The 13,893-nt window shown below is 63.6% G+C and carries 14 protein-coding genes; 13 read left to right on the forward strand and 1 reads right to left on the reverse strand.

The window, feature by feature from the left end:
* Positions 1-221 precede the first annotated feature (221 nt).
* The 11 genes from QO033_RS24735 (at position 222) to QO033_RS24785 (ending at position 11,318) form a co-directional block, all read left to right on the forward strand.
* Entirely contained in the window at positions 222-2,195 is a 1,974-nt protein-coding gene (locus QO033_RS24735) for a ParB/RepB/Spo0J family partition protein (protein WP_284483382.1), read from the forward strand.
* Between the two features lie 70 nt (positions 2,196-2,265).
* Entirely contained in the window at positions 2,266-2,859 is a 594-nt protein-coding gene (locus QO033_RS24740; protein WP_043754043.1) for a hypothetical protein, read from the forward strand.
* Complete coding sequence (locus QO033_RS24745; protein ID WP_043754045.1) at positions 2,859-3,515, forward strand: DUF6927 domain-containing protein; 657 nt, start codon at positions 2,859-2,861, stop codon at positions 3,513-3,515. Before QO033_RS24740 ends, QO033_RS24745 begins: the two co-directional genes overlap by 1 nt.
* A gap of 112 nt (positions 3,516-3,627) precedes the next feature.
* Entirely contained in the window at positions 3,628-7,887 is a 4,260-nt protein-coding gene (locus tag QO033_RS24750; protein WP_204114549.1) for a strawberry notch-like NTP hydrolase domain-containing protein, read from the forward strand.
* Positions 7,888-8,012: 125 nt separating this feature from the next.
* A complete protein-coding gene (locus QO033_RS24755; protein ID WP_009803668.1) occupies positions 8,013-8,399 on the forward strand; it encodes a DUF6878 family protein in 387 nt (128 codons plus the stop codon).
* Between the two features lies 1 nt (position 8,400).
* Positions 8,401-8,841 (forward strand): DUF6915 family protein, encoded by a 441-nt coding sequence (locus QO033_RS24760; protein ID WP_043754051.1) that lies wholly within the window; start codon positions 8,401-8,403, stop codon positions 8,839-8,841.
* Between the two features lie 98 nt (positions 8,842-8,939).
* The gene (locus QO033_RS24765; RefSeq protein WP_043754053.1) at positions 8,940-9,119 is read left to right on the forward strand and encodes a DUF5983 family protein; all 180 of its coding nucleotides are present in this window, start codon (positions 8,940-8,942) and stop codon (positions 9,117-9,119) included.
* Between the two features lie 81 nt (positions 9,120-9,200).
* On the forward strand, positions 9,201-9,479 hold the full coding sequence (locus QO033_RS24770; protein WP_048534140.1) for a hypothetical protein: 279 nt from the start codon (positions 9,201-9,203) through the stop codon (positions 9,477-9,479).
* A 117-nt stretch (positions 9,480-9,596) separates the two neighbouring features.
* Positions 9,597-10,325, forward strand: coding sequence for a DUF736 family protein (locus QO033_RS24775; RefSeq protein WP_048534142.1), 729 nt, complete (start codon positions 9,597-9,599; stop codon positions 10,323-10,325).
* Between the two features lie 215 nt (positions 10,326-10,540).
* Positions 10,541-10,771 (forward strand): hypothetical protein, encoded by a 231-nt coding sequence (locus tag QO033_RS24780; RefSeq protein WP_043755226.1) that lies wholly within the window; start codon positions 10,541-10,543, stop codon positions 10,769-10,771.
* A gap of 40 nt (positions 10,772-10,811) precedes the next feature.
* On the forward strand, positions 10,812-11,318 hold the full coding sequence (locus QO033_RS24785) for a JAB domain-containing protein (protein WP_081979737.1): 507 nt from the start codon (positions 10,812-10,814) through the stop codon (positions 11,316-11,318).
* A gap of 43 nt (positions 11,319-11,361) precedes the next feature.
* Here QO033_RS24785 and QO033_RS24790 read toward each other — a convergent pair whose 3' ends face one another.
* Complete coding sequence (locus tag QO033_RS24790; protein WP_043755224.1) at positions 11,362-11,751, reverse strand: thermonuclease family protein; 390 nt, start codon at positions 11,749-11,751, stop codon at positions 11,362-11,364.
* A gap of 624 nt (positions 11,752-12,375) precedes the next feature.
* Between QO033_RS24790 and QO033_RS24795 the strand changes: the two genes are divergently transcribed.
* Both QO033_RS24795 and QO033_RS24800 read left to right on the forward strand, forming a co-directional pair.
* Positions 12,376-13,305, forward strand: coding sequence for a DUF2493 domain-containing protein (locus tag QO033_RS24795; protein WP_043755221.1), 930 nt, complete (start codon positions 12,376-12,378; stop codon positions 13,303-13,305).
* A 179-nt stretch (positions 13,306-13,484) separates the two neighbouring features.
* Positions 13,485-13,808: a hypothetical protein gene (locus QO033_RS24800; protein WP_284483383.1), complete on the forward strand. Its 324-nt coding sequence runs from the start codon at positions 13,485-13,487 to the stop codon at positions 13,806-13,808.
* The last annotated feature ends 85 nt before the right edge of the window (positions 13,809-13,893 follow it).

A 13,893-nucleotide genomic window follows, 5' to 3' on the forward strand; every position in this document is an offset into this window, starting at 1 on the left:
ACGGCCGTGTGCAACGATACCGGCGCGGCGACGATGATCGCCGCGCAGTGAACGAGCAGCACCAGCTATGAAGAAGCAGGTGGACGCCAGTTCCTACACCATCTCCCGGGACACTACCCTCCGAAAGGGAAAGTGGGCCTCTTGTCCTGTTGGTTCCCGGATCCGGGGATCGGTCGCACGGAAACTCGCGGCCCTCTCAATCACGTCGAGAAGGACATGCCATGACTCAGTCGTTCAAACCCACCACCGTCGCCATCGGCGATCTTGTCGCCCATCCCGCAAACGTACGGACCAATTCCCCCGAGACCTACGCCTCCGAGAATATCGCGCATCTCAAGGCCAGCATCGCCGTATTGGGCCTCCTGCAACCGCTGCTCGTCCAGAAGATCGACGGCAAGTTCGGGGTGCTCGCCGGTGGCCGTCGACACGCGGCCCTGCTGGAACTTGCTGCGGACAAGGCCGCCAAGGGCTTCACCAACAGCACGAAGATCGATTGCCGACTGGTCTCCGAAGATTGTGATGTGACCACCGCGCTCTCGCTCGCCGAAAACATCACCCAGGCCCCGATGAACGCGATCGACGAGTTCGAGGCCTTCGCCCGGATGATGGAGGTCGATGGTCAGACGCCGGAAACCATCGCCAAGACCTTCGGTACCACGGTCGCCGCTGTCAAAGGCCGTCTGCGCTATGGGCTCATCCATCCCGACATCCGCGCCGCGGCCCGCGCCAAATCGATCACGCTCGATACGATGAAGGCTTTCGCCGATCATCCCAGCCAGGAGGTGCAACGCGAGGTCTTCGAGGCGCTCACCAAGGAGGACAACCATGTCCAGGCCTACACCGTGCGGAACGCGCTGAAGTCCCGCGGTGTCCAGGTCAGCGACGATATCGGGGCCTTCGTGCGTAAAGACTACGAGGCGCGCGGCGGTGCCATCGCGGCCGATCTGCTGGACGAGCATTCCGTGCTCGAGGATTCCGCGCTGGTCGAAACGATCCTGCTGGAAAAACTCGCCGCCGCCGCCGAAGAGGCTCGGGCAGAGATCGGCTTTGCCTGGGCCGACGCGGTCATTCAGTACGACTATGCCGCCATGGCGGATTATGGTCGGGTCTATCCGGGTCCGGTCGAGCCCGACGAGAAGGGTTCGAGGCGCGTCGACGAGATCACCGCCGAGCTTGAGAAACTCGAACACGAGATGGAGAACGAAGAACTCGAGGACGAGGCGTACAATGAACTCTACGAACGCGTGGACGCGCTGGAAGCCGAGGCGCGGGACCCCCGGGAGGCCTATAGCACCGAGGATCTTGCCAGCTCCGGCGTGATCGCGTCCTGGTCGCATGGCAAGATCTCCCTGCATGTCGGGATGGTGCGCCCTGAAGACAAGACAGAGCGGTCTGGCAAAGGCACCGGCGCACCGAGTGACAAGGGCGCCGCAGACGGCGATGAGATCACCTATCCCGCCTCGCTCACCGAGGATCTCAAGACCGAACGGGCAATGGCGCTCGGCGCGGCCATGGCCAAGCACCCGGAGGCGACGCTTGATCTCACGCTCTTCAAGCTGGTTACGGATGTGCTTACCAGCGGTTTGGGCGTCACCCAGGCGATCAAGGTCGACGCGCGACAGGAGTATCGCACCCACGCGAAGATGGACGAGATCGACGGCACATCGCTCGAACAGGTGGCGGCAGCGCATGACGCGCTCAACCTCTCCTGGGCCGATGACGCGAAGTCCCCTGCCGACCAGTTTGCGCTCTTCCGGGCCCTTGACGCGGGCGAGAAGGCGAAACTCGTCGCCTACGCTACGGCCGCGACCACGCAATCCTGTTTCGCACGGGACAGGCAGCGCGACAGCTTGATGCATGACTTCGAAGTCGAGATCATGCCGGACATACGGGCGCATTGGACGCCGAATGCGGCGCTTTTCAACCGCTTCAAGAAGGCCTGGCTTCTGAAGATTCTCGGCGAGGAGCTGGGGCTCGCACAAGAGGCGGTGACATTGGCCTCTTCGACCAAGAAGCAAGTCGTCGAATTCTGCGAAAAGCTCTTTGCGGAGCCTTTCGCCACGCTGACGGAGGCGCAGCGCGCGGCGGTCGCGGCCTGGTGTCCTCCGATGATGCAGACGGCAGGTGTCGAGCCGGTTGATGCTGGCGAGTCCGAGACACCCGTAGACGCAACCGGGGTCGCCAAAGCGGCCTGATCGAGCAGGCGGCCCGCTCGGCATGTCCGGCGCGGGTCGCACCCTTCCCTCCATCTTACAGGTAAATCCCATGTCCCTTCTTAGCTTCACTGCCGCGAGCGTCGCGGCGCAGATCGCGCATGCGCGCGGCTGCTCCACCTTCCTTCCCAACTGGAACGGGCCGGTGGGCAAACCCGCCCTGATCCTGATCGTCGGCACTGGTGTGCATCTGCGCTCCAATGGCATCGACGGTTCGACCACGCGGATCGTCACCACCGAACGCGCCGATCCCACATATGCCTTCGCCAAGGGCATCAACCCGTTCCGCGATCCGGATTGGATGGCGGCGCGGCAGGCGGCGTTTCGCGATTTGACGGGCCAGTTCTACACCGACATTCTCGATGACGTGCAGATGCTGATCGACCGCGGTCACGACACTATCCGGCTGGCAACCGATGGCCACACGATCTGCGTTTTCCTGCGCCGCGCCGCTGACTACCTGATCGGCGGCACCTACGACGTGCCCTCCGGTCTCGGCGGGACGTTCCGGGTGATCCTGAAGGACGCCACCGACACCCACGCCCTCGTGCAGAATAGCGGCAATTGCGAGGATTTCGACGATATGCTGCCTTACCGCGTGCCGCTCGATGCGCTCATCGAAATCGATGACCGGAGGGCGGCATAGTGGGTTGGCTCTTCTACACCGACCGCCGCGTCAAAACCTACGCGGAGGAGAAGGCAGAAATCGCCCGGCTCTGCACCTTCGAGACGGATACCCGCAAGACATTGTTGCTCAAGGCCTGCAAGGTCGGCTCGACCTGGTATGCAGCTTTGAGGCTCACCAACATCGATGGCGGACCGGTTGAAGACAGAACCTACGTGACCGATGCCGACGGGTCGATCACCTTCGGCGCCGTCTTCCTCACCCGCTATGACGAGGGCTGCTGGGGCTACAAGGACATGGAGGAGAGCGTCGGCCCGGTCGAGTCCCGCGCGCCGCTCAGCCTTCTGGTGTTGCTCTCCGAGTTGAAGGATCCCGACAGCTATGCCCATGCTTGGCGTCAGCGCTGCCGCGATTGGGCGGCAATCCCGGACTACGACGAGGGTGACAAGATCAAACTGGCCTCACCGGTAACGCTGACCGATGGCAGCACCTGCCAGATCGTGACCGCCACCCATTACCGGCGCGGAGGGCAAAAGCGTCGCTGCTACCGCATCGAGGAGACAGGCGACCTCGTGCGTCTGTCGAAAGCCTCGCTCGCCGGGTCCGAACTCCTCAGCTCGGCGAAGAGTGCGGCGAGTCCGGTTCTGGCCGAATTTTTCGCCGGGAAGGGGTCCTGACCGCCGGCAGCGACGTCATCTGTCCGGCCTTGAGCCGCCTCCGCGCGTTTGAAAGCGCAGAGGCGGCTTTCTGTCCTGTCGGACCCACAACCTGACTCAAAGGACAGACGATATGGACAACCGAAGCCTGGCACTCGCACGCGATTTCCCATCGAAACCTCACCTTCTGCAGGCCATTCGCCTGATCGGCAGCGAGATTGAGAAGCAACCGCTCAAGAGCTCATCGCTCGCTCGGATCATGCGCGAGACTTTCGGTGGCAGCGATGCCGGCGGCGCGTGGTCCTGGCGCATGGCCTATGACCTGATGCAGGCCGCCACGGTGACGACGATCATGCAGGACAGCGGTTCGGACGTGCTCGCGACGGCCAGATTGCTCGCCTCACGGCTCCTGACGGAGACCCGGCGCTCCGAGCAGCAAATCCGTCTGCAACAGTTCTCGACGCCGCTGCCCTTTGCGGCACTGGTAATACGCGCAGCCGCCATTCGCCCCGGCGAAACCGTCCTCGAACCTTCCGCCGGGACCGGCGCGCTGGCTGGTTTTGCCGTGCGCGCGGGTGGCAAACCGATGCTGAACGAGATCGATCCCTTCCGCAGGGCGCTTCTCGAGGCGACCATTGACACGCAGGTGACCGGCTTCGACGCGGAACATATTGATGATCTCCTGACGGTGCCCGACCTTCCCGGTGTCATCGTGATGAACCCACCCTTCGCCTCTTCGGTCGATCGCTCGCGGGACAGGCACATCGCGGCGAAACATCTGATCTCCGCGGCTAAGCGCCTCGCGCCGGGCGGGCGTCTCGTGGCAATCATGCCGATGGGATTTTCGCCGGAACGGGACGCGGCCCATTGGTCACGGGCCTCGGCCATCGCAAAGCCGCGCCTAGCGCTCACGATCCCTGTCCACGTTTACCGCAAACTCGGCACCACGGTGGAAACCCAGCTCATGGTCTTCGACAAGGTGCAGGAGGAGATCGAGATCGTCCGTGCCATGGTCGACGATCTGGACGCGGCGCGCCAAATCATCGATGACATCGCCGCAACCCGCACTGCCACTCCCTCGATCCAAACCGGTGCGCAGTTTCGGACTGGGTCGCGCCGGGTCGGTGTCCCTGTTGCACGTCAGCGCCCAATCGCCCAAGCGGCGTCTGCCAAACCCAAATCGCATGCCGCCATCCCGCTGGCCTTCACCTGCCTCGACACACCCCGCGAAAACACCCCGGTCTCGGACATCTACGCTCGCTACCGCCCGCAGCGGATTGAGATCACGGGGGCTCAGGAACATCCCACGCCGCTCGTCGAGAGTATTGCCATGGCCTCGGTCGCGCCCCCGGTTCCGTCGAATGAAGCCGCCTCGGACCTGCGGCTGCCTGGCCATCTGATCGAGGGGGGTCATCTTTCCGAGGCCCAGCTCGAGACCATCCTGATGGCAAACGACGCCCACGGGCGCGACCTGCCGGGCAGGTTCACGATCGACGAAGACCAGTCCCGGATGACCCGCGCCGATGATAATCCAGAGGCGTACGCCTATCGGCTCGGTTACTTCCTCGGCGACGGCACCGGCTGCGGCAAGGGCCGCGAATGCGCCGGGCTCATCCTGGCGAACTGGCTCGCGGGTCGGCGCAAGGCGGTCTGGATCTCCAAATCCGCCACGCTCATCGAGGACGCAGTCCGCGACTGGACCGACCTCGGCGGCTCGCCCGCCGACATCCAGCCGCTCTCCAAATGGAAGCCTGACCAGCCTATCTCCATGGGCGATGGCATCCTTTTTGTGACCTACGCGACACTCCGGTCCGCAGGCAAATGCGGGATGACCCGGTTGAGCCAGGTTCTGGGCTGGATGGGCGACGGGTTCGACGGCGTGCTGGCTTTTGATGAGGCCCACGCCATGCAGAACGCCGCGGGGTCCGACGCGGGCAGGGGGGTCAAACCCTCCCAGCAGGGTCTCGCCGGGCTGCGTCTGCAGCTCGCCACGCCCCGGGCGCGGGTCTTTTATGTCTCGGCGACCGGGGCCACCAGCGTGCAGAACCTGGCCTATGCCTCCCGCCTCGGACTCTGGGGTCAGGGTCCGGACTATCCCTTCCCGAGCCGGGAGAGCTTTGTCTCGGCAATGGAGGCCGGAGGCGTTGCCGCGATGGAAGTCGTGGCGCGCGACCTCAAAACGCTCGGATTCTACACCGCGCGGGCGCTCAGCTTCGATGGTGTGGAATATGACGTGCTCGAACATGCGCTGACACCGGCGCAGATCGAGATCTATGACGCCTATGCCGGGGCATTCCGGACGATCCACCATAATCTCGAGGCGGCGCTGACCGCGACCGGGGTCAATGATGCCTCCGGTCAGACGAACGCCTCTGCCGCGAAGGCCTCGGCCAAATCCCGCTTCGAGAGCACCAAGCAGCGCTTCTTCAACCACCTTCTGATGGGCATGAAAGCCCCGACCGTCATCCGTGCCATTGAAGATGATTTGGCCGAGGGATTTGCCTGCGTCATCCAGGTGGTCTCGACGGGCGAGAGCCTGTTGAAGCGACGGCTCGAGGCGATGGACCCCGAAGACGAGCTGGTCGAGGGGGCGTTGACGCCTCGGGATTATGTGCTCTCCTACCTCGAACAGGCCTTCCCGATCCATGCCCAGAAGATCGTGGAGATCGACGGGAACATGGTCGCGGAGCCGCTGCGGGATGCGAATGGCGCCCTGGTTGTCTCCCGCGAGGCCGAGGCCTTGCGCGATGAGGCAATGATAGAGCTGATGTCCCTGGCGCCGATCCCTTCGGCGCTGGACCAGATCCTCTGGGCCTTCGGGGATGAGGTCGTGGCCGAGGTGACAGGGCGCTCCATCCGCCCCCTGAAAGCCAGCGAAGGTGCCCTCTTCATCGAGAAGCGGTCCGCCAGCAGTAATTCTTCTGAAACCCGGGCCTTCATGGATGGCGAGAAGGACATCCTGATCTTCTCCGATGCCGGCGGGACGGGCCGGTCCTATCATGCCGCTCAAACGGCCAAGAACCAGAAACGGCGACGGCACTACCTGCTGGAGCCCGGTTGGCGGGCCGATGCCGCGATCCAGGGGCTCGGCCGCACGCATCGTTCGGCTCAGGTCAGCGCGCCTTTCTTCCGGGTCTGCACCTCGGATGTGCACGGCGAGAAACGCTTCACCTCCACGATCGCCCGACGGCTTGATCAGCTGGGCGCCCTCACCAAGGGCCAGCGCGAGACCGGCTCCCAGGGCATGTTCCGCGAGGAGGACAATCTCGAAAGCCCGATCGCAAGGGGTGCGCTGCGAGGCTATTACGCCGATCTCGCCGCCGGGCGCGCGGCGGCCATGAGCTACGAACAGTTCAGCGATTGGACAGCTCTTCGACTGATCGACCAGGACGGCGTGCTCCTGGAAGAGTTGCCGCCGATCCAGCGCTTCCTCAACCGTGTCCTGGCGCTGCCGATCCACATGCAGAATGCACTTTTTGTCGAGTTCATGAGCCGGATTGCCGATCAGACCGAGCGGGCGCGGGCTGCAGGCACACTCGATCTCGGCGTCGAGACATTGCGCGGCGAGAGGATCGAGCAGGTCTCGACCGAGGATCTCTGGACCTGTCCGCGCTCCGGAGCGGTGACACGGATCATCGGACTGGAGGTGACGGACCCCGTCCATATCCTCTCCGCAGAAGAAGCTTTGGACCGGAACCCCGACAAGCTGCCAATGATCAACAGTGCCTCGGGACGTGCGGCGCTGATCTCCTCGCGTCCGATGCAGATGTATGACGAAGAGATCGTCACGCTCATGCGCAAGGTGACCCGGCCAAGCGGGTCCACCTATGTCGAGGAAGGGAAGTTCCAGGCCTCCGCCTGGGAAGAGATCGAAAAGCCCGAGTTCCGCCGCCTCTGGGACGAGGAGGCCAACAGCCTGCCGAAGGTGACCACGACGAAGCTATACCTGCTGACCGGGCTGCTGTTGCCGATCTGGAAGGATATCCCCTCGGGCAACGAACGCATCTACCGCGTCACACCTGAGGCACAGACAGCGATGATCGGCCGGACCGTCAGCGAGGACGGCGCCGCGGCCCTGCGTGCGCGGTTCATGGTCGGCACCCCGAAAACCCCGCGGGACATGCTGACGGCCGCGCTCGGATCCACCGCGCCGGTCGATCTGGGACGCGGCCTCACGCTCACCCGCCGCCGGGTCGCGGGCGCGGCCCGTCTCGAGATCGACGGGGCCGACCGGGGCACGATCGACGGGTTGAAGGCCCTGGGGTGTTTCACCGAGATCATCGCCTTCCAGCTTCGGGTCTTCGTGCCCCACGGGGAGGGCGTCGATACCGCTGCGATCCTCGGCCGGATCGTGGCGGACGGATCAGCCTCCAGGGCTGATCGCGCCGCCTGAAAGGAAAAGCGGGCCTTGGGTCGGGGGAACGCGGAAGGGTGCTTTGCCCCCTCGCGTTCCGCCGCCGTGGCGTGTCTCCAGACCCCTCGGCGCCTTCCCCAATCCCAGACAAGAGGACGAGACCCATGACCAACTCCGAGACCACCTTTGCCGAGACGATGGCAAAGTGGCAGGCCGAGCGCGAAGCCGCCAACAAGGCCACCCGAAACGAGCTGCTCCCGCAATTGCGAGGCCTCGGCATCACCGAGGTCACCGCCGAATACGAAGGCTACGGCGATTCCGGCAATATCGAAGACGTAACGGTGCAGCCCGCAGGCATTGCGCTCCCTGACGAACTCTGCACGAAGGTTGGCGACTTCGCCTGGTCCGTCGCCTATCACCAGCATCCCGGCTTCGAGAACAACGAGGGCGGCTACGGCACGCTGACCTGGGATGTCATCGCCGACAGCATCACCCTCGATCATGCCGACCGCTACGTTGAATGCTCCCACAGTTTCGATGAGGGCCTGTGACATGGCCCATCCCCTCCATCATGCCGAAAGTTCCGCCCGGAAGTATGGCGGAACGCCATCCGACTATCAGGCCGTTCACGACTGGTTCGATGCCTCAAAGGAGCATCTCGCCATCTTCACCCACCGTGCTCTGCGCCATCACACGCAAGGCATCTTCGAGGCCGAACGTGTCTTCGGGCTCTCCCTCACCAACGGGGCGGGGCGCGAGATTCCCATCCGCTGGATCGGCGAGCAGCATGTCCGCGAAGACTGTCAGGGCCGCATTCCGAGCCTCGCCGACTGGCTCGGACGGATCCAGCCCGAGCCCTGGATGGCCAACGGGCAGATCGACCGGCAAGCGCATGAGCCCGTCGGCGATCCGCGCACGAAATGGCTGGCCGAGGTGGCTGGGGGCAAGACGATCCTCGGCCTCAAGGACTGGATGGAGGCGAGGGGATCATGATGCGCAACGTTCGCAGGTTCTACGATTGCAGCACCGCACATCTGCCTGAATAAACCGTCCAGGCTATCGAGAACGGGCTCTTTGCCAAATCGCCGAGCATGCAGAATGAGTATGGCTGGCTGTTCTCCGTCCCTGTAACCCTCGCCGACATGCCGGAAGGCGTCGACTGCGACGCCTTCAAGGCGGTCATGGCGTTGGCGATGGATGCCGGGTGTGACTACGTCCTCTTCGATCGAGACGTCCCGCCAGCCCCCTATCTCGAGGTCTTCGACTGGTAGGTCAATCGCGGTTGCACAGAGGCCCGATCCACGGATCGGGCCTCTCTTGTTTCCAACACCAATACTGAAATGGAGATCCGGATGAACGTCGCGGAGATAAAGCTCGCCGTGGATGCCGGCAAATCCGTCCACTGGGCGAATGAGGGGTATCGGGTGCATCGGGACGGCCTTGGCCAATACCTCATAACCTTTGTGCCGAACGGCAGCACGATCGGGTTGACCGACCGGAGCGGCCGTAGGCTGAACGGAGCCGAGGCCGACTTCTTCATATCGGAGCCGGGCCATGATGGCGCGACAGCGCAGGGGAGGGTGGTGCGCGGGGCGACGTCGGACACCTCGTCTACCGCCGGGCCGGGCTGACGGGCAGGAGAGAAAGGAAAGAGGGCTTTGTGGTTTTGCGATCCCATGAGGGGTCGAAAAGCAATCCCGCGTGCTCTGGCCAAGTGCCGGGCAGCGGCAAACCCAAGGAGAAGACCTATGTTCGCAGGAACCCTGACCAAGAATGCCGAAACCGCAGCCACCGCCTATTCCGGCATGATCCATTCGACCCGGTTTGACATCGCCATCCAGCTCGAGACTCGGACGAAGATGTCCGAGCGAAGCCCGGACTATGATGTGACGGCGGTGAACAAGTCGGGCCGCAAGGTGCGCATCGGCACGGCCTGGAACGAGACCGGCAACACCACCGGTAACCATTACATCTCGATGCAGATCGATGTCGGCCTCGGGCCCTTCCGGGTCAACGCCGTGCAGACCAAGGAAGCACGCGAAGCGATGACCGGTGAATTCGAGATCATCCCGCTGGTCTCGAACGGTGCGATGAAGTCCGGTTCGATCTCGGGCGAGTTGACGGCGATGGATGCAGACAACGCCTTTGCCGGTTACATCGCCAACATGATGTTTGACCTCGACTTCATGCTCATCGAGAACGAGTTCAAGACCGAGGAGACCCATCCCGACTACCGGATCGAGGTCAGCTCGCCCAAGGGCCACCCGATCCGCGTCGGCTCGGCCTGGATGGCGAAGAGCAACCGGACCGGCAACGACTATGTCTCGCTCCTCATCAACACGCCCGATGGCGATCTGCGGGTGAACGCCGTGCAGAACGAGGAGCAGCGCGGCGGCCAGACCTTCTCGATCATTCCCTTCGTCGAGAGTGCAGGCCAGGACCGGTCGGACAACGCCGGGCTCGCCCTGGTCGGCTGACAGGCAGCGACTGCTACAGAACTGGCGCCCCGGGCAACCGGGGCGCTTTCGCCCGTGCAGGCCTGATCCTCCTCCCAAAACGGCCTGACGGGGTGGTGCCGGTCCTGTCTCCGACCGGCCCGCGCCTCCTGTCCCCAAGAGGCAGGTCCCGCGAGGGGAGCCGCAGTGACGCGGCTCCCCTCTTTTCGTATCACCTCATCAGTAGGACTAGACGCATGTTCAATCTCACCCATCCCAAGCTGGTCACGCTCGCCGAGGCCGAAGGCTACGCAGAGGTCGTGGACTTCCTGGAGGACTATGCGCAGGGCAGCATCGTGCCCGCGATCTGCATGGCACCCGATTGCGACCACACCGCCGATCTCGAACCCGACCAGCGCGCCGGCTTCTGCGAGGCCTGTGGCCGCCCCACCATGAAATCCGGCCTCGTCATCGCAGGCATGAACTGAGCGGCGCTGGCCGCGATCCTCTCAAAAGATTGGAAACGACATGATACAGCACGATCCCAAAAAGATCGCCGAACGAGGCGCATCCGGTTTCTCCGAAGCCGAGATCGCGACCATCGACGCCGCCCGCATCATCCTGCGCAGGCATGCCCGCTCGACCTCCGCACTGCAGTCCTGGACCATGCTGACCGACTACCTGGCTCTGAACGCCGTTCATGAACGGGTCGAGGTGTTTCGGGTGCTGCTTCTGGACCGGAAGAACAGGCTGATCCGCGACAGGGTCATGACTCGCGGCAGCATCGATCACGTCCCGGTCTATGTCAGCGAGGTGCTCCGCGCCGCCCTCGTTCTCGATGCCTCTGCCCTCATCCTCTGCCACAACCACCCCTCCGGCGATCCGCATCCGAGCCAGACCGACATCGAGCTCACCCGCAAGATCGTGGAGGCCTGCAAGGTGATGGAGATCGTGGTCCACGATCACATCATCGTCGGCTTCGGGCGGGAGAAGAACGCCTTCAGCATGCGGGCGGCAGGGATGTTGTCGGATTAAATTCGCGCACTGAACGTCGCGCAGCTCCCTGGCAGTCGTATCGCTAGCAGTATCTCGCCCGCCTGATCCGCGACCGCGCCGCCGGCGTCTCCAGATGGGCATACCGACCTCCGGAATATCTCCGACAATCGAGCGCGTGACCGGCCGCGATCAGCGCGGCGCCTATGTCCTCACCATCGGCGTAACAAATGCCCACCCATCGGTCATGGGTCCGCTCGCCGTTGAGCTCGCATTCTATCGAACGGCCATCGAGGTAGTTCACCATCCAGCGCCGGGCATCCCGGCCCGCCCGCGTTCGGAGCTCGGGAGCATCGACGCCATTCAGACGCACAGGTGTGCCGGAGACGACGATGGTGTCGGCGTCCCGGATCTGCACCTGCGCGATGGCTGGTGATGTCAGCAGGATCACGACGATCGGGATCAGATATTTCAACTTCCGCCTCCTCTGCAGGTGGGTTCACATTCTTCCGGGCGTAACACTCTCAGACCCTTATCGCATTAATTGGCCCGAAGCGCCCACTGCCTGACGGCCTCCCCCGCTCGGCTTCGCGTGTCGCAGGCGAGAACGGCCCTGCGGTCCGTCGCGCATTCGGCCATGCGGCCTCACCGCGGCGCAGCACTTGGCATCCCGGTTTGCCCGTCTCGCGAGCAGGCCGCGCCCCGGCCGCTCCGCCGGATTGCGCTCCGGTCTGTTTTGCGGGGCAAAACGATCCCGCCGCTCCATCCGTCTCCCGCGTCCGGTCGCGCCCTTTGCCTGCTCGCGTCGGGCAAACCTACCGTCAACAACACACACATGAGTGCGGAAGCATATCCTCCGGATGGCCCCCAAATCAGCCCGCGTCAAGGATCGCAAAACTTTTCGGCGAAGGCGGCGCGGGTCGAAAGGGCGGTCCAGTTTTCGATGACGCGCCCGTGGTGGGCGATGCGCCCGGAAAACTTTTGCGCCCGGCACGCCGGCGGCTTCGCCGTCCCTGACCCGGACAGATTCGGTGAACCAGACGTACGGCCATGCCACCACACTCCCGTGGTGGTTCCCCGAACATCTGGAGACACCAACATGACTTACGAGAACGCGAACGCCTACGAGACCATCGAACTTTTCGGCCTGACGGAGAAAGACGCGGAGCTGCCCATCCCCGAGGATCACATCCTGACCGACAGCGTCGTCCGCGAGACTTTCGAGGCCCTGCTCGGCCAGCTGCGCGGCACCGGTCTCGAGACCGAGATCGAACCGCTCGCGCACGGGCTCGCCACAATCCTGCAGCGCCGCAAGATCGCTCTCGGCAAGGAGCTCGACCGCACCGCCGACAAGATCGGCGCCCTGGCAAAATCCCACGACGGATCGGAGATCGCCGAGACCGCGCTCGAAGAGGCGCAGGCCCGCTTCCTGCAGGTCCGCGAGATTGTCGCGGCCATCGAGGTGATGAGCGAGGCGGCGGCGGAATGCTACGAGGTCGAGACCGGCCATGCCTTCATCCCGGCCGCGGGATCGCGCGCCAGCGCTCGCGCTCAGGAGACCGGAGCGGTCTTCGAGGCCCGGCAGTTGCTGGAACAGCATGATCGCGAAACGGCCGCGAAGTCGAAGGTCGAGGGGGTTCCCCTGATCGTGTCGGGGGCGACCGACTGGACCGATATCGACGTCATCTTCTCGACACTCGACAAGGTTCGCGAACGCATCCGGCAGAACCGCAACCAGGAGATCTTCCTCTGCCATAAGGGTGGCAAGCACGGGGCCGAGATGATCGCCGCCCGGTGGGCTCGGGCGCGCGGCGTCGCGCAGGCGCGCTTCGATCCGCGCTGGTCCGCGCATGGGCGGGCGGCACCCTTCAAATGCAACGATGAGATGCTGGACGACAAGTTTGCTGCGACGGGAGTTGTGCTCTTCGGTGGCAACGGGGTCGCGCTGAACCTCGGGCAGAAGGCCGAGGCGAAGGGGCTCACCGTCATGCGGGTCGCCGATCCGGCGAAGAAGTCGGCAGACGCGTGAATGAGAGAGGGTCGCCTTTGGGCGGCCCTTTTGTCGTTTTCACGTCGGCCTCTAAATGCGACCAAGCGGACGTATCGAACTCACTAGATGCAGCTTTTCGCCGATGACACCGTTTGCAAGATTCCCCTGAGACGCTAGACGGGTAAGCCAGTTGGCAACTGTCACAGGTCCCCAGAGAAATGACTATTTACTACGATCAGTTTGAGACCTGGGAGGGGTCTTTCCGCGAACTGGCAGTTGATCTGGTAGGCAAGGAAGCGATCGAAACCCTCGCTTCATCGAATTTTGAATTCATCGAGGATGCGGGCGACTCCGTGGTTCGGCATACGGACATCGAAACGGCGTCAGACGCGATTTACGATTGGCTGCAAGCACATGAATTCTGCGTCTTCCATGGTACACGTTTGCTGCCGGACGAAATCCTATCTGTGCAGCAACTTGGTCTGCGTCCATTGGTGGCCGCAGACCGTAACCGCCCGATTGAGACCGCAGGTTACTTCTGAAGCATAGGGGCGACCAAGATGATCGCCATGCCGGTCAGGCAAAAGATTGCGCCGATGATATCCCATCGGGTCGGAATCTGCCTCT

The organism is Pseudodonghicola flavimaris (assembly GCF_030164425.1).
GTDB lineage: Bacteria > Pseudomonadota > Alphaproteobacteria > Rhodobacterales > Rhodobacteraceae > Pseudodonghicola > Pseudodonghicola flavimaris.